The sequence below is a fragment of the Desulfovibrio sp. SGI.133 genome (assembly GCF_050313955.1).
In the GTDB taxonomy this organism is placed as follows: Bacteria; Desulfobacterota; Desulfovibrionia; order Desulfovibrionales; family Desulfovibrionaceae; genus Desulfovibrio.
This window is the reverse complement of the sequence record NZ_JBNPMK010000012.1, coordinates 20207-40845: the sequence shown is the minus strand read 5'-3', so window position 1 is coordinate 40845 and position 20639 is coordinate 20207. Positions and strand designations below refer to the sequence as shown.

Annotated in this window: 16 protein-coding genes; 6 read left to right on the top strand and 10 right to left on the bottom strand. The window is 65.8% G+C overall.

Translation table 11 applies throughout. The features are described 5' to 3' along the window. The 5 genes from gatA to dnaK all read right to left on the bottom strand — a co-directional run. On the bottom strand, positions 1-1456 hold a 1456-nt coding region (gene gatA, locus ACQRBR_RS11840), incomplete at its 3' end, for an Asp-tRNA(Asn)/Glu-tRNA(Gln) amidotransferase subunit GatA (RefSeq protein ID WP_427813037.1). Positions 1457-1468: 12 nt separating this feature from the next. Further along, entirely contained in the window at positions 1469-1765 is a 297-nt protein-coding gene (gene gatC, locus ACQRBR_RS11835) for an Asp-tRNA(Asn)/Glu-tRNA(Gln) amidotransferase subunit GatC (protein WP_006007921.1), read from the bottom strand. Positions 1766-1788: 23 nt separating this feature from the next. Continuing rightward, positions 1789-3195, bottom strand: coding sequence for a hypothetical protein (locus ACQRBR_RS11830; protein ID WP_303880960.1), 1407 nt, complete (start codon positions 3193-3195; stop codon positions 1789-1791). 545 nt (positions 3196-3740) lie between these two features. Further along, complete coding sequence (locus ACQRBR_RS11825; RefSeq protein WP_303880962.1) at positions 3741-4034, bottom strand: hypothetical protein; 294 nt, start codon at positions 4032-4034, stop codon at positions 3741-3743. 117 nt (positions 4035-4151) lie between these two features. Further along, positions 4152-6068 (bottom strand): molecular chaperone DnaK, encoded by a 1917-nt coding sequence (gene dnaK, locus ACQRBR_RS11820; RefSeq protein WP_303880963.1) that lies wholly within the window; start codon positions 6066-6068, stop codon positions 4152-4154. 427 nt (positions 6069-6495) lie between these two features. Between dnaK and ACQRBR_RS11815 the strand changes: the two genes are divergently transcribed. Continuing rightward, positions 6496-7332, top strand: a complete 837-nt coding sequence (locus ACQRBR_RS11815) for a split-Soret cytochrome c (RefSeq protein ID WP_427813036.1) — start codon at positions 6496-6498, stop codon at positions 7330-7332. 173 nt (positions 7333-7505) lie between these two features. Here the strand turns inward: ACQRBR_RS11815 and ACQRBR_RS11810 are convergent, their stop codons facing one another. The 5 genes from ACQRBR_RS11810 to ACQRBR_RS11790 all read right to left on the bottom strand — a co-directional run bounded on the left by ACQRBR_RS11810 (position 7506) and on the right by ACQRBR_RS11790 (position 12656). Beyond that, positions 7506-8321, bottom strand: a complete 816-nt coding sequence (locus tag ACQRBR_RS11810) for a ZIP family metal transporter (RefSeq protein ID WP_006007932.1) — start codon at positions 8319-8321, stop codon at positions 7506-7508. Between the two features lie 437 nt (positions 8322-8758). After that, positions 8759-9367: a recombination mediator RecR gene (gene recR / locus ACQRBR_RS11805; protein WP_168936081.1), complete on the bottom strand. Its 609-nt coding sequence runs from the start codon at positions 9365-9367 to the stop codon at positions 8759-8761. Positions 9368-9370: 3 nt separating this feature from the next. Then, positions 9371-9682, bottom strand: a complete 312-nt coding sequence (locus ACQRBR_RS11800) for a YbaB/EbfC family nucleoid-associated protein (protein ID WP_006007936.1) — start codon at positions 9680-9682, stop codon at positions 9371-9373. Further along, complete coding sequence (gene dnaX, locus ACQRBR_RS11795) at positions 9675-11675, bottom strand: DNA polymerase III subunit gamma/tau (RefSeq protein ID WP_427813035.1); 2001 nt, start codon at positions 11673-11675, stop codon at positions 9675-9677. Before dnaX ends, ACQRBR_RS11800 begins: the two co-directional genes overlap by 8 nt. A 60-nt stretch (positions 11676-11735) precedes the next feature. Continuing rightward, positions 11736-12656 (bottom strand): branched-chain amino acid transaminase, encoded by a 921-nt coding sequence (locus tag ACQRBR_RS11790; protein ID WP_006007938.1) that lies wholly within the window; start codon positions 12654-12656, stop codon positions 11736-11738. 421 nt (positions 12657-13077) lie between these two features. On the opposite strand from ACQRBR_RS11790, the gene ACQRBR_RS11785 reads away from it, so the two are divergent. The 5 genes from ACQRBR_RS11785 to ACQRBR_RS11765 all read left to right on the top strand — a co-directional run bounded on the left by ACQRBR_RS11785 (position 13078) and on the right by ACQRBR_RS11765 (position 20560). Beyond that, complete coding sequence (locus ACQRBR_RS11785) at positions 13078-14814, top strand: hydantoinase/oxoprolinase family protein (RefSeq protein WP_427813034.1); 1737 nt, start codon at positions 13078-13080, stop codon at positions 14812-14814. 264 nt (positions 14815-15078) lie between these two features. Further along, positions 15079-15564, top strand: coding sequence for a tRNA (cytidine(34)-2'-O)-methyltransferase (locus ACQRBR_RS11780; RefSeq protein ID WP_427813033.1), 486 nt, complete (start codon positions 15079-15081; stop codon positions 15562-15564). A 345-nt stretch (positions 15565-15909) separates the two neighbouring features. Continuing rightward, positions 15910-16650, top strand: coding sequence for a sulfite exporter TauE/SafE family protein (locus ACQRBR_RS11775; RefSeq protein ID WP_006007943.1), 741 nt, complete (start codon positions 15910-15912; stop codon positions 16648-16650). Between the two features lie 141 nt (positions 16651-16791). Then, on the top strand, positions 16792-19944 hold the full coding sequence (locus tag ACQRBR_RS11770; RefSeq protein ID WP_303880975.1) for an efflux RND transporter permease subunit: 3153 nt from the start codon (positions 16792-16794) through the stop codon (positions 19942-19944). Beyond that, on the top strand, positions 19934-20560 hold the full coding sequence (locus tag ACQRBR_RS11765; protein WP_427813032.1) for a hypothetical protein: 627 nt from the start codon (positions 19934-19936) through the stop codon (positions 20558-20560). Before ACQRBR_RS11770 ends, ACQRBR_RS11765 begins: the two co-directional genes overlap by 11 nt. The last annotated feature ends 79 nt before the right edge of the window (positions 20561-20639 follow it).

Here is a 20639-nt window from a genome sequence, read left to right as displayed (position 1 = left end):
GCTGGGCCAGACCGATGCCGGGCAGGGCGGCTTCGAGACCGGCGCCCAGGCGGAAGAGACCGGCTTCGTCAAAGGCCTTGCCGATGAGCTGCATGCCCACGGGCATCTTGCTCTCGGCGGCCATGCCCACGGGCAGGGACAGGCCGGGCAGACCGGCCAGGTTCAGGGACAGGGTGTAGGCGTCCATGAGGTACATCTGCAGCGGATCGGCGCTGTGGCAGCCCATTTCCCAGGCCGTGACGGGGGAGACGGGGGCCAGCAGGGCGTCGCACTGTTCGAGGGCGGCCAGGTATTCGTCGCGGATAAGGCGGCGGACCTGGGCGGCCTTGCGGAAGTAGGCGTCGTAGTAGCCGGAGGAGAGCACATAGGTGCCCAGCAGGATGCGGCGCTTGACTTCCTGGCCGAAGCCTTCGCTGCGCGAGCGCACATAGAGCTCGGCCAGCTGCTTGACGTCGGCGGCACGATGGCCGTAGCGCACGCCGTCGAAGCGGGCCAGGTTGGAGCTCGCTTCGGCCATGGCGATGATGTAGTAGGTGGCGATGGCCGCGTTGGTATGCGGCAGGCTCACTTCCACGATCTCGGCACCTTCGGCGCGGGCCGTTTCGATGGCTTTTTCACACACGGCGCGCACTTCGGGGGCCAGACCTTCGGCATAGAATTCCTTGGGCAGGCCCAGGCGGGCGCCCTTGAGGGAAGGCGCGGCGGCAGCGGCGTCATAGTCGTCCACGGGGCGGGGATCGCAGGTGGCGTCGCGCTGGTCATGACCGGCGATGACGCCCAGCACGCGGGCGCAGTCGGCCACGCTGCGGCCCAGGGGACCGATCTGGTCCAGGGAGGAGCCGTAGGCGATGAGGCCGTAACGGGACACGCGGCCGTAGGTAGGCTTGATGCCGGTGCAGCCGCAAAGGCTGGCGGGCTGGCGGATGGAGCCGCCGGTATCGGAGCCCAGGGAGGCGAAGCACTGGCAGGCGGCCACGGATGCGGCGGAACCGCCGCTGGAGCCGCCGGGCACGCGCTGGAGATCCCAGGGGTTGTGCGTGGTCTTGTAGGCGGAATTTTCCGTGGTGGAGCCCATGGCGAATTCGTCGAGGTTGTTCTTGCCCAGGATCACGGCACCGGCCTCACGCAGGCGCTGCACGGCAAAGGCGTCGTACACGGGCATGTAGCCTTCGAGGATGCGGGAACCGGCGGTGGTGGGCATGCCCTGGGTGGACAGGGCGTCTTTGACGGTGACGGGCACGCCCCAGAGGGGCCGGGAGGCGTCGGGGCCCTGGGCGTCCAGCTGGCGGGCATGGGCCAGAGCGCCTTCGGCATCCACATGGAGCAGGGCCCCCACGCGTTCTTCAGTGGCGGCGATGCGGTCGAGGCAGGCGCGGGTGGCTTCTTCGGCACCGATCTCTTTCTTTTGCAGGGCATCGGCCAGCGCGGTCAGGTTCAGCGAGCAGATCTCGTTCATTATGCGTCTCCTTTAGACGATGCGCGGCACGATGAAATAGTCTTCATCATGTTCGGGAGCGTTGCCCAGCACGTCCTCACGGCGACGCTTGCGCTCGGGCTGGTCGTCGCGCATGGGGGTGGCATGACTCACGGGGCTGTAGAGGGGTTCCACGGCGCTGGTGTCCACCTGGGCCAGCACATCCATATAGGCGAGGATGTCGCCGAACTGGCGGGCAAAGAGGGCCTTTTCCTCGTCACTGACGGCAAGGCGGGACAGTTGGGCCATGTGGGCCACGACGTCCTGGCTGATATTCTTGTTTTCGGACATGGGATCTACCTTGAGGTGCACCGTTATCGGGCGGTACGGGTTGTGCCGGTGGTGGCCGGCGAAAGGCGCAGTTTGTACGACGGCTGGGGCGTGGTGGACAGGGGCGCCACACCGGGCGTCGGGGACGTGGCCGCGGGCGTGTTGAGCACGGCAGGCCCGGCCGACATGCCGGGCAGGCCCGGAATGAGGGAGTTGCCCTGCTCGTCCACGGTGGGCAGCCCCTGCATGCGCAGGGCGGCACGCTGCAGGATGGCTTCACGCATGTTGCGGAAGCGGGTCAGATCCAGCGGCTCCATACCGTTGGCGCCGGGCTGGAACAGATGCAGTTTCTGATGGGCGATGCCTTTTTCGTCCCAGGAAAGGGGAGCCATGGCCCACTGGATCTTCATGTTGGCAGCCTGGGCATTGACCGTGGCGGCCGGGGGACGGCTGTCGAAGGCCATGCGCACGGCAAATCGCACGAAGTCATAGCCCAGGGCCACCCAAAAATCGGTGCCGGGGGCCCGCAGGGCGGCGGGGGCCTGCGTGGCGTCCCAGGCGGCGGGGAAGACGGCCAGGGCATAGCGGTCGGGCTCGGCCACGGTCTTGCCGTCCAGGCCCTGCTCCCACAGGGTGGTGCCCAGCAGCACGAGGCGGTCCTCGCCGTTGTACATCAGGCTGGTGGTCAGCAGGTTCATGTTCTTCCAGGAGTCGGGCAGGAAGAGCGCCTCGAACTGCGTCTGGGGGATGGGCGCGGTGATGTTCTCCTGGGTGGTCGGATTGATGAGCGTGGCGGCCTGGCCGCTCCAGGTGCTGGACTGACCGGGCGTGTAGCTGGCCGAATGCAGGGTGATGCCCATGCCGGTGAGCTTCTGGTCCAGCAGGCCGGTCATGCGGGGGCCGTAATTGTCCGTGGGATAGAAGGCGCCGAAGGTACGCAGGCCCAGGTCTTCGGTGACGAAGCTCACCAGACGGTCGATCTGGTCCTGGGGGCTGGGGAAGAAGCGCCAGGCCCGCACGCCTTCGTCACCGGGCAGCAGGCTGGGCATGAAGGCGAAGAAGACGCGCTTTTCCAGCATGCCGGACGTCTGGAGCTGCTTGAAGACGGGGGCCTGCAGGGGGCCGCCCACCATGACGCAGTTGGGGGGCAGGGCGGCAAGCTGGGCGTTCCAGTCGGGCTTGCTGGTATCCACCACATGCAGCTGGGCCAGCAGACCGCCGGCCTGGAGTTCGCGCAGGGCGATCTCGGCGCCGTTGCGGATCTTGGCACTTACGCCGGCATAGGGGCCGCTGCTGGGCAGGGCCAGGGCGATGTGAGGCCCCGTGGGCGTGGCGGGCTTGGGAGCCGGAGCCTTGCTGGGAGCGGAGGAAGAGAACTGGCAGGCGCTGAGCGCCAGAGCCAGGAGCAGCAGGATCGGGAGAAAAACGCGGGGCGAGCAGCTGTTTTTCATGGCAGTACAGGGCTGAAAGGATGCGTCGTTTCCGGACGCGGGACGGGCCGGGACCGGATGGCCGGTGATGGCATGCCTCAGGCAGGCGGCATGACGGACATGCTGCCGGGCACGGGACGGGCAGGAGCGGCGTTCCCGGGCAAGTCTGGAATCATAGCCCGCTCTGCGGCGTGGCGCAAGGGGCGGGAGAGAGGCAGGCGGGGAGGGGAAAGGGACAAAAAAACGCGACGCGCCCAAGGATTGGATTGGAGCGGAGCGCGTCGCGGCTGTGCCTGTGGGAGGCACAAATATGGAGGTCTTCCGGTGTGCCGGAAGGGGGGACCATCTGCAAATCCAGAAAGTTATGCAGCAAAAAAAAATTTTTGTAAAGATGCGTCATGGCAGGAAATATCCTTGTCCCGACAAAGCGTTTCCCGGTAGCGGCCGGCGGTGTGCGCAGGGCCTGTTGCAGGCCGTATGCGGGGCTGCGGCCATCCCCGTTCCATGCCCTGTGCGGGGCCGGAGACGAAAAATGCGGAAGCTCCGGGGAGCTTCCGCAAAGGGGATCAGCGGCGCGGGGGATGGTCCCGCCTGTCGTCACGGCGGTCATGGACCGGGATGGGCTTGTTGTCCCCGTGACGGGGTTCCGGGCGGGGAGACACATGGGGCGGCGGCGCGGGCTTGCTGGGCTGGGCCCTGTGCGGCGGTGGCGGCGGTTGCCGGTGATGGCGCGGCGGTGGCGGGTCGTCATACCAGGGGTCATTGTTATGCACACAGCCTGTCCCCAGGACGAAGAGCCCGGAGAGCAGGATCAGGGCCAGGACATGCAGGAGCCTGACAAAAGCGGGATGCGTACGCATAGGCACTCCTTGGTTCCCTCCAGGATAGCACCCCCGGCCAAGGAACAAAAGAGGCTGCGGGCATAAAAAAAGGGACGGCCCCGAAGGGCCGTCCCTGAGATGCACAGGGTATGGGGATTATTTCTTCACTTCGGTGAAGTCGGCGTCCACCACGTCGTCGTTGTTGTTGCCCTGGGCGGCACCGGCGCCGGGGTTGGCGCCCGCACCGGGCTGCTGGGCACCGCCGTTGGGGGCCTGCTGCTGGTAGAGCTGTTCGGCCAGCTTGTGGGAAGCCTTGGCCAGCTCTTCGGTGGCAGCCTTGATGGCGGCGGCGTCATCGCCTTCCATGGTCTTGCGCAGGGCGGCGATCTTGCCTTCCACGTCGCTCTTCACAGCGGCGTCCACCTTGTCGCCCAGATCGTTCAGGGACTTTTCGGTACCGTAGATCAGGCTGTCGGCGTGGTTGCGGGCCTCGATGGTCTCCTGCTTCTTCTTGTCTTCGCTGGCGTGGGCTTCAGCTTCACGCACCAGGCGCTGGATGTCTTCTTCGGACAGACCGGAAGAGGACTGGATCTTGATGGACTGTTCCTTGCCGGTGCCCATATCCTTGGCGGACACGTTGACGATACCGTTGGCGTCGATATCGAAGGTCACTTCGATCTGCGGCACGCCACGGGGTGCCGGCGGGATACCGGTCAGGTCGAAGCGGGCCATGGTCATATTGTCGGCCGCCATGGGACGTTCGCCCTGCAGCACGTGGATGGACACGGAGGGCTGGTTGTCAGCGGCCGTGGTGAACACGTTGCTCTTGCGGGTGGGGATGGTGGTGTTGCGGTCGATCAGCTTGGTGAACACGCCGCCCATGGTCTCGATACCCAGGGACAGGGGCGTCACGTCCAGCAGCAGCACGTCCTTCACGTCACCGGCCAGGATGCCGCCCTGGATGGCGGCGCCCATGGCCACCACTTCGTCGGGGTTCACGGAACGGTTGGGATCCTTACCGAAGAACTCGCCCACCTTCTTCTGCACCAGGGGCATACGGGTCATGCCGCCCACCAGGATGACTTCGTCGATCTGGTTGGGGGAAAGACCGGCGTCGGCCAGAGCCTTCTGGCAGGGAGCGATGGTGCGGTCCACCAGGTCGCTGACCAGGGCTTCCAGCTTGGCGCGGGAGAGCTTGACCACCAGGTGCTTGGGACCGGTCTGGTCGGCGGTGATGAAGGGCAGGTTCACTTCCGCTTCCATGGAGGTGGACAGGTCCTTCTTGGTCTTTTCAGCGGCTTCTTTCAGGCGCTGCAGGGCCATGCTGTCCTTGGACAGGTCGATGCCGTTTTCCTTCTTGAATTCTTCCACCAGGTAGTTGATGACGCGCTGGTCGAAGTCTTCGCCGCCCAGGAAGGTATCACCGTTGGTGGCGAGCACTTCCACCACGTTGTCGCCCACTTCCAGGATGGAGATATCGAAGGTACCGCCGCCCAGGTCGAACACGGCGATCTTTTCGTTGGCCTTCTTGTCGAAACCGTAGGCCAGAGAGGCGGCCGTGGGTTCGTTGATGATACGCTTCACTTCCAGACCGGCGATGCGGCCGGCGTCCTTGGTGGCCTGACGCTGGGCGTCGTTGAAGTAGGCGGGCACGGTGATGACGGCTTCGGTCACGGATTCGCCCAGGTAAGCTTCGGCGTCGGCCTTCAGCTTGGCCAGGATCATGGCCGAAACTTCAGGAGCGGTGTAGGTGCGGCCGTCCACTTCCACACCGGCGTCGCTGTTGGCGGCGGAGGTGATGGTGTAGGGGGAATGTTCCTTCCAGCGGTCCACTTCAGGAGAAGCGTACTTGCGGCCCATCAGACGCTTGATGGCGAAAATGGTACGCTTGGGGTTGGTCACGGCCTGACGTTTGGCGATCTCGCCCACCAGGCGTTCCTTATCGGTGAAAGCCACCACGGAGGGAGTGGTGCGGCCGCCCTCAGGATTGGTGATGCACTTGGGGTCCTTGCCTTCCATGACGTAGACACAGGAGTTGGTGGTCCCAAGGTCGATGCCGATGATTTTGGACATATGTGGATCCTCCTCGGAGAAATAAAAACTGTATCGGTGAACGCCTTAGCGGCGTCTCTTTCGCTTGCGTCCTCTAAGTAAGTCTTTCTGCGTGCTCGTCCAGTGGCAAATGAAAATTTTTTTCTGTAGGCCCGGCATCCAGGCAGGGAGGAAAGGGGAAGCGCGGAGGATGGGCAGCCATGAAAAGATAGCCGTCCGACACTGGCGGCAGGCCCTGTCTACAGGCGGGGAGGGGCGGGCAAGAGCGCCTCATGCCCGCATGACCGGCAGGGGAGCGGAGCTGTTTGTCGAGGGCCGGGACCCGGCCGGAGCGGAGGAAAAGTACCCCTGTTCCAAGGGATGTGGTCTTGCTTTCCCCGCTGGAAAAATGTAGTGAAAAAAGTAACGACTATCATAGAGGGCGCAACGCGCCGAAGAAGGAGGATATATGGACAACAGCAGACGCAATTGCCTGTGTGGCCTCGGTGGTCTGGCCGTAGGCGGGGCTGTGGCAGCCCTGGTGGGTACCGGCAGCAGCATCGCCCAGGCGGCGGCTCCGGCCAAGCGCTTCGAGCAGGTCAACGGCGAATTCGGCTGGAAGCCCCACAAGCTGGATCCCAAGGAATGCGCCAAGGTGGCCTATGAAGGTTACTGGTACAAGGGCTACGCCTGTGGTTACGGTGCCTTCTACAGCATCATCGGTGTGCTGGGCGAAAAATACGGCGCTCCCTACAACCAGTTCCCCTTCAGCATGCTGGAAGCCAACAAGGGCGGCATCTCCGACTGGGGCACCATCTGCGGCGCCCTGTATGGCGCTGCTGCGGCCTTTGCCCTGTTCTGGGGCCGCAAGGAACGCACCCCCATGGTCAACGAGCTGTACCGCTGGTACGAAGTGACCAAACTGCCTATCTACAACCCCGGCGACCTGGCCCAGGGCGTCAAGGGCGACCTGCCCAACAACGCTTCCGGCTCCGTGCTCTGCCACATCTCCGTGTCCAAATGGTGTGCCGCCAACAAGATCGAAGCCACCAGCAAGGCCCGCAGCGAGCGCTGCGGCCGTCTGACCGCCGACGTGGCCTACAAGGCCGTGGAGATCTTCAACGCCAAGATCGAACAGGGCAAGAACTACAAGGGCACCTTCGCCGTGCAGCCCGTCGTGAGCGGCTGTGGCGAATGCCATCAGACCAAGGGCAACGATGCCAACTGGGCCAAGGGCGTCATGGACTGCACCCCCTGCCACAACGGTGCGGAACCCCTGCTGAACAAGTTCGAAAACCATCCCTAGGTCTGGGACCCCGCTGCGGGGCATCCCTGCCTGAAAGCATAGGATAAAAAGAAGGGCGCGGCTCCAAGGAGCTGCGCCCTTTTCGTTTGGCTGGTTTCCGTTGGTCCGATGGTCAGGCTCCATGCCTTGTCGGCTGAAGGTGCGGCAGCAGGCCGCAGGCTCCCTTCCGTCGCCTAGCCCACCAGGCTGGAAAAACTCATGACCAGACAGAGGCCGCCGATGCAGGCCACCGTGGCGGCGTTGCCGTTGCCGGAGGCATTGGCTTCGGGGATGACTTCTTCGATGACCACATAGACCATGGCGCCCGCCGCCGCGGCCAGGGCAAAGGGCAGCAGGCTGCCCGCCACCTGGGAGGCGACGGCACCGAGGATGGCGCCGATGGGCGCCGTACAGCCGGAAAAGACGCCGCACAACCAGGACCGTTTGGCCGAGAAGCCTTCGGCACGCAGGGCCGTGGCCACCACCAGGCCTTCGGGCAGGTTCTGGAGCAGGGTGGTACCGGTGACCATGAAGGCGGAGCTCATCTCCAGGGCCACGCCCGAGGGCAGGGTACTGCCCGCAGCCACCGCGCCGTAACCCACGCCCATGGTCAGGCCTTCGGGGATGTGGTGCAGGGCCATGGCCGTGACCAGCAGGACGCTGCGGCGCCAGCTGGTGGAAAGGCCTTCCTGCTGCTTCTGGCGGATGTGCAGATGGGGCAGGAGATGGTCAAGGCCCATGAGGAAGGCGGCACCGGCCATGAGGCCGCAGACGATGGGGATGAAGTGCCAGCGGCCCATATGAGAGGCCATCTCGGCCGCGGGCTGCAGCAGGCCCAGGAAGGCCGCGCCCAGCATCATGCCGCCGGCGGCCCCCAGCATGCAGTCCATGGCCAGACGGGAAAACTCGCGGCGCAGGAAGATGGCACTGGCCCCCAGACTGACCGAGATCCAGGAAAGGATACCGGCAAGCAGGGACTGCAGGATGGGATGACCAAAAAGTGCTTCCATGAAACATTCTCCTTCTGGTTGGTCAGACCGGGCCCGACGTGTCACGCGTTGTTGCAGCAACGCGCGACCGGATGGCGGCCGCAGGCCGTGCCCGTTGGCCAAAACTCTCGGCAAAAGGCCGGGCGTGGATCCGGGGCCGTCGGTATGACCGGCAGGGGGCTGTAAGGCGAAAGGTCCACGGAACACACCGTAAAACGGCATCCCTGCGGCCTGCCGCGCCCCCCGGAACGGCAGCCGCCGGACATGCGTACATGACGGCGTGATGAAGACGTCTTCCCGGTATGTGCCGGGAAGGAGGGGACGGCTCTGGCCGTCCCTGCGGGAAGATCCCCGTGCCGGGACAGGGGCGGACGGGCCGCCGCTGTTCCCGGGCATGAAAAAAAGAAAGGGCGCCTTGGGCAAGGCTCCCTTTCCCGTCTGGAAATTGCCGGGATGCGCTAGATGTCCTGCCGGTATTGCAGGGACTGGCGCAATGTCTCCCGGTCCATATATTTGACCTCTGCCCCCAGGGGGATGCCCTGGGCCAGGCGCGACACCCTGATATGCGGGAAACGCTTGCGGACGAGGTTCCTGATGAACGACGCCGTGTTCTCCGCATCGATGGTGGCCCCCAGGGCAAGGATGAGCTCGTGGATCTCGCCTTCCTCCAGCCGGGAGATGAGGCGGTCGAGGTCGAGGCTGTCGCTGTCCATGTTGGCCAGCGGGGCCAGCAGGCCGCCGAGGATCATGTACTGGCCGTGGTAGAAGCCGCCTTCGTCCAGGGTCAGCATGCTGTCCCATTCGTTGACCAGGCAGAGCGTATCCCGGGAGCGGTTCTCGTCCTTGCAGATGTCACAGGGATCGGTGGCCGAAAGGCCGCCGCAGCGCGAACACAGGTGCAGATTGTCCCGCAGGTCGTGGATGCCCTTGCCCAGGCGCCGGGTCTCGGCCTCGGGCCATTTGAGCAGGGTCATGGCCACGCGCATGGCCGATTTGGGGCCAAGCCCGGGCAGGCGCGCCAGCTGTTCCACCAGGGCGCGCAGCGGTTCGGGAATCTGGCTGTGCATGGCCTAGAACACGCCGGGAAGGCGGATGCCGCCGGAGATGGCGCTCATCTCGCGGTCCAGGGTCTCGCGGGCGATGCGGCCGGCTTCATTGACGGCAGCCATGATGAGGTCCTGCAGCATTTCCACGTCGCCGCCTTCCAGGGCCTTGGGGTCGATGGTGAGGCCGCGCAGTTCCTGCTTGCCGGAGACCACGGCCTTGACCATACCGCCGCCGCTGCTGGCTTCGTAGGTGCGTTCGTTGAGTTCGTTCTGCAGCTTGGCCAGCTTGTTCTGCATGACCTGCGCCTGGCGCAGGATATCGTTCATGTTACGCATGGGTATCTCCTTGGTTGGATTCAGTGCAATGTTCGATATTGGCGTTGAGCAGACGGAGGCAGGCCTGCATCTCGGGCCTGTTCCGAAATTCTTCTATCAATTCCGCCTCGGTACGGGCCTGACGCGGGGCCACGAACTCCAGGCGCAGATGCCCGGCGCCCCAGGCCGCCAGGGCCTGTTCCAGCTGGGGCCGCTGCTTCTCGGTCTGATGCAGCAGGGTCTCGGCCTTGGGGGTCAGGCGCAGGCAGTCCGGTTCCCAGCTGGCGCGCAACTGGCGCAGCAGATGGAGCTGCGGCGCGGCCTCGCCCTTTTCCAGACGCTGGGCGCAGAAATCACAAAAGGCCTGCCAGTCGGGACGGAAGCCTTCCGCAGCCGCAGGGGCTGCCGGACGCGTCTCCACAGCAGGGGCTGCCGGAGGCACGGGGGCCGTCGTCGCGGCCGGTGCCACAGGGGCGGTCGGAGCTGCGGGCCGGGCGGGTGCCACCGGTGCGGCGGCCGGGATGTCGTCCGCTTCGATCATGCCCGCTTCGCTGGGCCCCACATGCTCCAGATGCTCCGGGGCCACGGGGATGGGCTGGGCGGCTTTCGGGGCTGAGGTTTCCGTCACCCGTGCGGGACGGGCCGTAGTCTGGCGGGCGGGCATTTCCCGCTGGGGCCGGGCGCAACTTCCGGGACGCCGGGAGGGCGCAGGCTCGGGAGCGGGTTCGTTGCTGCCGGCAGCGGCGCTCTTTTCCGCCGGGGTCCCGTGCTCACGGGAGCGGGTCGCCGGGGCCTGGACAGGCGCGGCATGGCCCATGTCCCGGGGCGGGAGGGGGCTGCCTTCCTGCCTGTCGTGAGCGGGATGCCCCTGTACGGGCGCGGACGGTGCAGGGACGCTGTCCATACGCTCCAAAGGCAGCAGCTGCGGCAGCAGGGCCAGGTTGAGCAGCAACAGTTCCAGGGCCGCGGCCGGCTCGGGATTCTGCACGATACCGCGCTGGGCGTCCAGTACCATCTGCCAGGCCGCGTGCAGGTGTCCGGCGGAGAAACGCGGGGCCAGGCCCTGCCAGAAAAGGATCTCCTCGCCGGGCAGGCCCAGGGTAGGGGCCACGGCCTCACCACCCTGCCGCAGCAGGAACAGGTCGCGCAGATGTCCGGCCAGCTCGCGCACGAAAAATCCGATGTCCACCCCCTGGCGGAACAGGCTGGCGCACAGCTGCGAGACGGCGGCGCAGTCCCGGGCATGGAGGGCGTCGAAGAGGTCGGCGAACAGCTCCTGCCCGGCCAGGCCCAGCACTTCGCGGGTCACGGCGCTGGTAAGGTTGTCGCCGCCCAGGGCCAGGGTCTGGTCCAAAAGGGACATGCTGTCGCGCACGCTGCCCGCGGCCCGGCGCGCGATGAGGCGCACGGCGCCTTCCTCGAAGGGGACGTTCTCCTTGTTCAGGACCTGGGAAAGGTGCTGCACGAGGGCGTCCTCGCCCAGATGGCGGAAGACGAAATGCTGGCAGCGGCTGACGATGGTGATGGGGAACTTGTGCGCCTCGGTGGTGGCGAAGATGAAGACCACGCGCGCGGGCGGCTCTTCCAGCGTCTTGAGCAGGGCATTGAAGGCGCTGCGCGAGAGCATGTGGGCTTCGTCAATGATGAAGACCTTGTAGCGACCCTCCATAGGGGCGTAGCCGATGTTCTCGCGCAGGGCGCGGGCGTCTTCCACGCTGTTGTTGGAGGCGCCGTCGATCTCGGTGACGTCCACATGGCTGCCCTGGGTGATCTTGCGGCACTGGTCGCACTGGTTGCAGGGCTCGGGGCCCGGCGCATGGCGGCAGTTGAGGGCCTTGGCGAAGATGCGGGCGATGGTGGTCTTGCCCACGCCGCGCGTGCCGCTGAGCAGATAGGCGGCGGCGACCCGGTCTTCGGCGGCGGCACGGGAGAGCACGGCCTTGACCATGTCCTGTCCGGCGACCTGGGCAAAGGTCTGGGGGCGGTATTTGGCGGCGAGGGAGAGGTGCTTCATGAAAAAAACGGCAGGGCGCGCCTGTCCCCCTAAAGGTTACAGGCGCGCCGGAAGAGAGTGCTAGAACGTGTAGTGGCTCAGCCAGTCGGCGTACTTGGCGTTCTGGCCCTTGACCACGCCGAAGTATTCCTTCTGCAGATGCTTGGTCACAGGACCGGCATGGCCGGCGCCGATGGTGCGGTTGTCCACTTCGCGGATGGGCGTGATCTCGGCGGCGGTACCGGTGAAGAAGGCTTCGTCGGCGATGTACAGTTCGTCACGGGTGAACTGCTGTTCTTCCACGGTGTAGCCCAGGTCGCGGGCCACCTTCATGACGGAGTCACGGGTGATGCCGCCCAGGATGGAGGTCCAGGGCGTGGTCTTGATGATGCCGTCACGCACGATGAAGATGTTTTCACCGGTGGCTTCGGAAACGAAACCGTTGGTGTCCAGCATCACGGCTTCGTCGTAGCCGTCTTCCTTGGCTTCGATCTTGGCCAGGATGGAGTTCACATAGTTGCCGGCGGCCTTGGCCTTGCTCATCAGAGTATTGACGTGCATGCGGGCGAAGGAGCTGGTCTTGGCGCGGATGCCCATTTCCAGGGCTTCGGGGCCGAGGTAGGCGCCCCAGGGCCACACGGCGATGATGGTGTGGACCTTGTTGTTGCCGGGGTAGACGCCCATTTCGCCATCACCCACGAAGGACAGGGGACGGATGTAGCCTTCCTTCATCTTGTTGGCCTTCAGGGTGTCCAGGATGCCCTGGCTGATCTCGTCGACGGTGTAGGGAATGTTCAGACGCAGGATCTTCGCGGAATTGAGTAGGCGCTGGCTGTGTTCCTTCAGGCGGAAAACGGCGGAAGTGCCGTCGGCACAGGCATAGGCGCGGATGCCTTCGAAAACGGCGCTGCCGTAATGCAGGGCATGGGTGAGAACGTGAACCTGGGCGTCGGCCCAGGGGACCATTTTGCCGTCAAACCAGATGAAATCGGTCGTTTGCATGATACATTCCTCAATATATTCCGCGATATTGGTCAGGCCGGATCTTCCGCGCGCGGCGGGGCCTGTCCGAAGGGTAAAAATTTACTGGAAAGCGCCGCGTATGGCAAGCGTCCGCGGGCAGGAAGATGCGCTGCCCGCAACGGGAAGAGGCAGGGACCGGCACAGGACGCGGACTGTCGTGCCGCAGAGCGGGGAATCCCCGGTAGCCTTTCGGCGGGGCAGCCCGGGCGGCTCTCCCGCATCCCTGTTGCCGCCGGGCATCCACCGGCAGTCTTCCCCGTCCGCGCCCGGGAGGTCTGACCTCCGGCGATCCCGTCCTCCAGCCGTCAGGGCTGTGGCCGGGCCTTGCTTGTCAGTGGCGGGACGAAAGTTTACAACCCAGCAGACAAACATTTCAGGCAGCGATGCCTGTGGAGGCAGCATGACAGCGCAGACGTTTCTGGGGATCGATGCGGGCGGCACGCACACCGATGCCGTGCTTTGCGGACCGGAAGGCATCCTGGCCGGGGCCAAGGCGCCCACCTGCCACGAAGATCTGCCCTCTTCGGTGCGCGCGGCACTGGCCGCTCTGGAAAAGGCTCTGGAAGAAAAGTTCGGCCCCGAGGGCCCGGCGCGTTTGCGTGCCGCGGATCGGGTGACCGTGGGCACCACCCTGGCCGTCAACGCCCTGGTGCAGGGCCGGGCCGACCGCGTGGCCCTGGCGTTGAGTGCCGGGCCTGGTCTGGCGCCCGCCCGTTTCGCCATCGGGGACGATGTCTGCATCCTGCCCGGCGGTCTGGACCATCGCGGCGTGGAAGTGACGCCGCTGGATACCCGTCCCCTGGCCGACGCCTGCGCCGCCTGGAAAAAGAAGGGCGTGCGGGCCGTGGCCTGCGTGGGCAAGTTCTCGCCCCGCAATGCCGCGCACGAGCTGGCCATGGCCGACGTGGTGCGCGCTGCCGGGCTCACGCCCGTGTGCGGGCACAGCCTGTCCGGCGAACTCAATTTCCCGCGCCGTATCGCCACGGCCTATTACAATGCCGCCGTGGCCCGCATCGTGGACGGCTTTTTGACCGCCGTGGAGCAGAGCCTGCAGGAAGCGGGCATCCGGGCCCCCCTGCGCCTGCTCAAGGCCGACGGCGGGGCCGTCCCGGCGGCCCTGGCCCGGCAGGAACCCGTGCAGTCCGTCCTGTCCGGCCCGGCGGCCAGCGTCATGGGCATTTTGGCCCTGTGTCCCGCCGTGGCGGAAGATGCCTGCTCCGTATTGCTGGACGTGGGCGGCACCACCACGGACGTGGCCCTGTTCGCCCAGGGCTCGCCGGTGGTGGACCGTGACGGCATGAGTGTGCGCGGCCGCCGGACGCTGGTGCGTTCGCTGGCGTCCCTGTCCATCGGCGTGGGCGGCGATTCCCTGCTGCGCGTGGAAGGGCAGGGCGCGGAGGCCCGCGTGCATACCGGCCCCCTGCGCGAAGGCCCGGCCATGGCCTTTGGCGGCACGCGCCCCACGCTGCTGGATGCCCTCAACGTTTGTGATCGGGAGCGCCCCGGCAGTCTTTCCGGGGATGCGGCGGCCTCCCTGCGCGGCGTGGCGGCCCTGGCCGGGGAACACGGCATGGAGCCCGAAGACCTGGCGGCCCGGGCCGTGGCCGATGCCCTCGATCAGGTAGCGGCGGCCGTGCGCGAGCTAGTGGACGGCGTCAATGCCCGCCCCGTCTACACGCTGGCGGCCCTGCGCGGCCTGCGCGACATCGCACCGGAGCGGGTCTGGCTGGTGGGCGGCCCGGCGGAACGCCTGCGCGAGCGTCTGGCCGGACGGCTGGCCCTGCCCGTGGACTGTCCGCCCCATGCGCCGGTAGCCAATGCCGTAGGCGCGGCCCTGACCCTGCCCACCGCCGGTCTGGAAGTCTACGCCGACAGCGGCCGTGCCCTGCTGCGCGTGCCCTCGCTGGAGCTGGAAGAAAAGTTGCCGCGTGCGGCCACCCTGGAGACCGTGAAGGAACGCGCCGTGGCCCTGCTGGAAGAACGCCTGGCCGCCCATGACGCTGCCGGGGCCCGGGTGGAGGTGGTGGAAGCCGACCTTTTTGCCGTGCTGGACGACAGCGGCCGTGCTTCGCGCGACATGCGCGTGCGCTGTCAGGCCGTGCCGGGTATCACCGGGCAGGTGGGGACCGCCGGTTAGGCGGGACGCTTCACCGGTTGGGCGTATCGTTTTTGGGGGAGGGGAGTCCCCTGCGCGCTGCCCATGCCTGCAAGGCCGGCCCAGCGGATACGGCCCTTCGTTTTTTGCAGCCTTCGCACCTCTCCCCATGCCTGTGACACCTCCGTGTGGCCGGCGGGTAGGGCCCCGTGAAGGCTCCTGCTGCCGGTGCGGGAGGATCGTTTCACCATTGCCTCTTCCCGCCACACATGAGTTACCGTCGTCATCAATAAGGGACATCATCCTATGAAGATCGTCTTGTTCGAGCCGGAGATCCCGCCCAATACCGGCAACATCGCGCGCCTGTGCGCCTCCACGGGCATCCACCTCAACCTCATCGAGCCGCTGGGCTTCAAGCTGGAAGACCGCTACCTCAAGCGTGCCGGACTGGATTACTGGCCGCATGTGCGCATGGATGTCTGGCCGGACTGGGACAGCTGGCTGGCCGCCGCCACGGCGGAGAACGGCGGTACGCCGCCGCGCTGTGTGCTGACCTCGGCCCGGGGCGGGGAGCCTTTGCAGCACTTCGTCTTCGCGCCGGACGACTGTCTGGTCTTCGGGCCCGAGACGCGCGGCCTGCCGCCGGAGATCCTGAAGCGCTCCCCGTACAAGGTGCGCATCCCCATGCTCAAGGACAGCGTGCGCAGCATCAATCTTTCCACGGCTGCGGGTATCGTGCTGTTCACGGCCATGAGTTCCTGCGGGCTCATGGAAGGCCCGGAATGGCAGTGATCCGGCTTTTCGCGCCGTAGCCCTGCGGGGCAGGGGCGGTCTTTCCCAAAGCCAGACAGGCAGGGCATGGCCCTGCCTTTTTTCATGCCCTTTGCCGGGACGGCGCGCCTGCCGTGCTCCCCTGTTGGGAGGGCGCTCTGTCGGGGTATGCGGCAACTATCAGTAAAAAGAATTTATTACCTTTTTATGATGCACGGATGCAACGCATTTTGAGCCTCGGGGAAGGCTGAGGACGCATCCGCGCAACATTCGCGCCGTATCTTGCCAGCAGGGCCAAAAAGGAGAATAAGGCATAGAAGGTGCGGCCAGCGTGCCGCATCGACTTTTGCACATCCGGGGGTCGTGATGATCGTTGTTTTGCTGGTATGTCTGCTGGTGGGCTTTCTTGTGGGGCTGGCCGGGGTGGGCGGCATCCTGGTGCCGCCGGTGCTCATCCTCATGAGCGGTCTGGAGCCGCACACGGCCATGGGGACGGCGCTGGCCTCCTTCATCGGCACGGGCTTCGTGGGCACATGGCTCTATCACAAGAACGGGCATTATCGTTTTATGGAGGCCGTGCCCTTTGCCCTGGGCAGCTTTGTTTGTGCTGCGCCCGGTGCGCTGGTCAATGCCCGCATCGACGCCGGACCGCTGGTCATGATCCTGGCGGTCATCATCGTCTTTGCCGGTGCCTGTACCTTGCGTCCGCCCAAACCGGGCCGCAAGGGCAGCCCCTTCTGGCTGGGCTGGAAGGGCAGGGCGGTCATCGGCGGCGCCACGGGCTTCATGGCCGGGCTCACCGGTGCGGGCGGTCCCGTAGCCTCCATCCCCTGGATGGTGCTGGTGGGCTATTCCCCCATCCATGCCGTGGCCCTGTCCATGCCCTACCAGATCGCCACCTCGTTTTCCGGCAGCGTGGGCAACATGATGGGCGGCCATGTGGACTGGATGCTGCTGCCCGCCCTGTGCGCCGTGCAGGTGGTGGGTCTGCTGGGCGGCATCGCCATGGCCCAGCGCGTGTCGGCGCCGTTTTTGCGCAAGGTCATCGGTGCCCTGTGCATCGGGTTGGGGGCCTTCCTCTTCCTGCGTCAGGCGGGCTGTTTTTAGCAGAAAAAATTCCCGGCTTTTTTCTTGGGGATAATCCCCTTGAATCTCAAATAAAATACCGTTGCAGACGCAACATTTGTGCGGGCGGGCCAGGGGCTCGCCCGCTTGTGTCCTGCGGGACGGGCAGGTATGCTGCAGCGTATGAATATCGCTGCCCTTTTCATCCGCCGACCTGTGGCCACGGCACTCATCATGCTGGGCATGCTCTTCTTCGGGGCTGCCAGTTATGTGAACCTGCCGGTCAACCAGTTGCCCAACGTGGACTTTCCCACCATCCAGGTGAGCGCCGACCTTTCCGGCGCTGACCCGGAGACCATGGCCGCTTCCGTGGCCACGCCGCTGGAAAAGGAATTCTTCACCATCGCGGGCATCGACTCCATCTCGTCCGTCAATGCCACGGGCCGAACACGCATCACCATCCAGTTCGCCCTGGACCGTGATATCGACGCCGCGGCCCTGGACGTGCAGGCCGCCATCGGTCTGGCCCAGCGCCGTCTGCCTACCAACATGACCAATGACCCCAGCTTCCGCAAGGTCAACCCGGCAGACTATCCCATTCTTTACCTGCGCGTGGGCTCTCCCACCCTGCCGCTGTACGAGCTCAACGAATACGCCGATACCCTGGTGGGGCAGCGACTCTCCATGGTCAAAGGGGTGGCCCAGGTGGTCATCTACGGGCAGAAAAAATATGCCGTGCGCGTGCGGGTAGACCCCGACGCCCTGGCCAGCCGCGGGCTGGGCATCGATGAAGTGGCCGATGCCGTGAGCGGCGCCAACAGCAAGCTGCCCACGGGGTCGCTGGAAGGGGAGCGACGCGCCAGCGCCATCAAGGCCTCGGGCCAGCTGGAGAATGCCGAGGCCTTCCGTGATGTGGTGGCGGCCTACCGCAACGGTGCGCCCGTGCGCCTTTCGGACATCGGCGAAGTGGTGGACAGCGTGGAGCAGGACAAGCAGCTCTCCTGGGAGGATGACGGCAAGCCCTGTATCATGCTGGCTGTGGAACGCCAGCCCGGCGCCAATACCGTGCAGGTGGTGGACGACATCAAGACCCTGTTGCCCGGCCTGACCCGCCAGCTGCCGCCATCGGTCAAGCTGGAGATCTTCTATGACCGTTCGGAATCCATCCGCGAGTCCGTGGCCGAGGTGAAGTTCACCCTGGTGCTGACGGTCTTCCTGGTGGTGCTGGTCATCTTCCTCTTCCTGCGTAACCTGCCGGCCACCATCATCCCCAGCCTGGCCCTGCCCATGTCGGTCATCTCCACCTTCTCGGTGATGCTGGCCATGGGATTCAGCCTGGACAACCTGTCGCTCATGGCCCTTACCCTGGCCGTGGGCTTTGTGGTGGACGACGCCATCGTCATGCTGGAGAACATCGTCCGCCACCAGGAGATGGGCAAAGACCCGCTCACGGCGGCCTATGACGGCTCGGGCGAGATCGGCTTCACCATCCTTTCCATGACCGTCTCCCTGGCGGCGGTGTTCATCCCGGTACTGTTCATGGGTGGCATCGTGGGCCGTCTGTTCTACGAGTTCGCCGTGGTCATCATCACGGCCATCCTGTTCTCGGGCGTGGTCTCCCTGACCCTGACCCCCATGCTCTGCGCCTACTTCCTGCGCCATTCGGGCAGCAAGCACCGCGTGGGCTATGAGGGCATCTACGGCAAGCTGGAGCGCGCCTTCGAATGGCTGGCCGACAAGTACGCCCGCTCTCTGGATGTGGTGCTGCGGCATCGTCGCACCACGCTGATCTTCTCGCTCCTGTTGCTGCTGGCCACCGGCTGGCTGGGCGTCATCGTGCCCAAGGGCTTCCTGCCCAGCGAAGACATGGGCTTTGTGGTGGCCACCACCGAGGCGGAGCAGGGCATCTCCTTTGAAGGCATGGTCAAGGCCCAGCACAAGCTGGACGAGGTGCTGCGCAACAACCCGCACGTGGACCGCTTCAATTCCGTGGTGGGTATCGTGGGCAGCAGCCAGAGCATGAGCAACGGCACGCTCATGATCCACCTCAAGCCCCACGGCGAGCGGCCGGACATCCAGACCGTGGTGCAGCGCCTGCGCCGCGAGCTCAACACCTCGCCGGCCATGCAGGTCTTCCTGCGCGTGCCGCCGGCCATCAACATCGGCGGGCGTTCCACCAAGGCCCTGTACCAGTACACCCTCACCGGTACCAATATGCAGGAGCTCTTCGAGTGCGCCCAGAAGGTGGAGGCCGCCCTGCGCCAGGTGCCGGAGATCCAGGACGTCAACAGCGACCTCCAGCTCAAGAACCCCGAGATCCGGGTGACCATCGACCGTAACCGCGCCTCGGCCCTGGGCATCAGCGCCGGGCAGATCGAACTGGCCCTGCAGACGGCCTACGGCTCGCGCGAAGTCTCCACCATCTACGCGCCCACCAACGACTACACGGTCTTCGTGGAGGTGCGCAAAGACTTCCAGCGCAACCCCGACGCCCTGACGCGCCTGTATGTGCGCTCTTCCAGCGGCGAGCTGGTGCCCCTGTCCACCGTGGCCAAGATGAGCCCCGGCGTGGGCCCCATCGCCGTGAACCATGACGGCCAGTTCCCGGCCGTGACCATTTCGTACAACCTGCGTCCCGGCGTGGCCCTGAGCGAAGGCGTGGCCGCCGTGGAACGCGTCAGCCTGCCGCTGTTGCCCGACTCGGTGAGCGCCAAGTCCCAGGGCACGGCCCAGGCCTTCCAGGATTCGCTCAAGGGCATGGGCTGGCTGCTCCTGCTGGCCATCGTGGTCATCTATCTGGTGCTGGGCATCCTCTACGAAAGCTTCATCCATCCGCTGACCATCCTTTCCGGCCTGCCGTCGGCGGGCTTCGGGGCCCTGTTCACCCTTTGGATATTCGGCCAGCCGCTGGACCTCTACGGCTTCGTGGGCGTCATCATGCTGCTGGGCATCGTGAAGAAGAACGCCATCATGATGCTGGACTTCGCTCTGGAAGCCCAGCGCCATGATCCTTCGCGCACGCCGCTGGACGCCATCACCGAAGGCTGCCATGTGCGTTTCCGTCCCATCATGATGACCACCATGGCGGCCCTCATGGGCGCGCTGCCCATCGCCATCGGCATGGGTGCCGGCGCCGAGGCCCGCCGTCCCCTGGGTCTGGCGGTGGTGGGCGGCCTGTGCTTCTCGCAGCTGGTGACCCTGTACATCACGCCTGTGTACTACGCTTATATGGAAGACTTCTCGCGCTGGCTCACCCGCCGCTTCGGACAGCGTTTCGAGGCCAACCGTGCCGCCCGCGCCGAGCATGAGAAGGAGGAAGGCAGCCATGCCGGATAACACGCCTGTTTGCCGCCGTTGCGGCCGTTGCTGTGAGCTGGGCGGGCCCGGCCTGCTGCGGGACGATGCCCCGCTGCTGTCCTCGGGCTCTCTGAAACCGGAGATGCTCGTCTGCCTGCGTCGCGGCCAGTGGGCCCGGCAGGACGGCATGGGCGGCGGTCTGGCCCAGCTGGAGAACGAGATGATCAAACTGGCCGGGACGGGCAAGGCCCCGCATCCGTGGCAATGCCTGGCCTATGCGCCCGGCACGGGCTGTACCATCTATGACCGGCGTCCCGTGCAGTGCGGCGTGCTGTTCTGCGAGGACACCCGGCCGCTGGAGGCCCTGCTGCGGGATGTCCCGGCCCTGGACCGCCGGGCGGCCATCGCCCTGCTGCCCCTGCCCGACGCGCAGCGCCGTTTGTGGGAGGAGTTGGTGCAGGCCCATGAGGAAGCCTGCGACGTGCGTCAGTATTTCGCCCTGCTGGACATGGGCGACCGTGAGGCCGCCGCGGCCATGGAGCGATACGACGCCGCTTTCCGGCAGCTTTGCGTGGAGCGCGGCGCGCTGACGGAGGCCGAACTGCCCTTTTTGCTGGGACAACCCCTGCGCGATCTGCCCCGCAACGAGGGCTAGCCCCCGGCTGCGGACTGCGGGCCGCCGGATGCTCCTGCCTGTCTTCGGGCTTCCTGCGGAGGGCATGCCCGGCCACGAC

Bases quoted from the DNA above. Each gene is read 5' to 3' on its own strand.
- ACQRBR_RS11775 (WP_006007943.1), top strand. From the start codon at position 15,910: ATGATCGTTGTTTTGCTGGTATGTCTGCTGGTGGGCTTTCTTGTGGGG.
- ACQRBR_RS11810 (WP_006007932.1), bottom strand. From the start codon at position 8,321: ATGGAAGCACTTTTTGGTCATCCCATCCTGCAGTCCCTGCTTGCCGGT.
- dnaK (WP_303880963.1), bottom strand. From the start codon at position 6,068: ATGTCCAAAATCATCGGCATCGACCTTGGGACCACCAACTCCTGTGTC.
- ACQRBR_RS11800 (WP_006007936.1), bottom strand. From the start codon at position 9,682: ATGCGTAACATGAACGATATCCTGCGCCAGGCGCAGGTCATGCAGAAC.
- dnaX (WP_427813035.1), bottom strand. From the start codon at position 11,675: ATGAAGCACCTCTCCCTCGCCGCCAAATACCGCCCCCAGACCTTTGCC.
- ACQRBR_RS11790 (WP_006007938.1), bottom strand. From the start codon at position 12,656: ATGCAAACGACCGATTTCATCTGGTTTGACGGCAAAATGGTCCCCTGG.
- ACQRBR_RS11815 (WP_427813036.1), top strand. From the start codon at position 6,496: ATGGACAACAGCAGACGCAATTGCCTGTGTGGCCTCGGTGGTCTGGCC.
- ACQRBR_RS11780 (WP_427813033.1), top strand. From the start codon at position 15,079: ATGAAGATCGTCTTGTTCGAGCCGGAGATCCCGCCCAATACCGGCAAC.
- ACQRBR_RS11765 (WP_427813032.1), top strand. From the start codon at position 19,934: ATGCCGGATAACACGCCTGTTTGCCGCCGTTGCGGCCGTTGCTGTGAG.
- ACQRBR_RS11785 (WP_427813034.1), top strand. From the start codon at position 13,078: ATGACAGCGCAGACGTTTCTGGGGATCGATGCGGGCGGCACGCACACC.
- ACQRBR_RS11770 (WP_303880975.1), top strand. From the start codon at position 16,792: ATGAATATCGCTGCCCTTTTCATCCGCCGACCTGTGGCCACGGCACTC.
- gatC (WP_006007921.1), bottom strand. From the start codon at position 1,765: ATGTCCGAAAACAAGAATATCAGCCAGGACGTCGTGGCCCACATGGCC.
- ACQRBR_RS11825 (WP_303880962.1), bottom strand. From the start codon at position 4,034: ATGCGTACGCATCCCGCTTTTGTCAGGCTCCTGCATGTCCTGGCCCTG.
- recR (WP_168936081.1), bottom strand. From the start codon at position 9,367: ATGCACAGCCAGATTCCCGAACCGCTGCGCGCCCTGGTGGAACAGCTG.
- ACQRBR_RS11830 (WP_303880960.1), bottom strand. From the start codon at position 3,195: ATGAAAAACAGCTGCTCGCCCCGCGTTTTTCTCCCGATCCTGCTGCTC.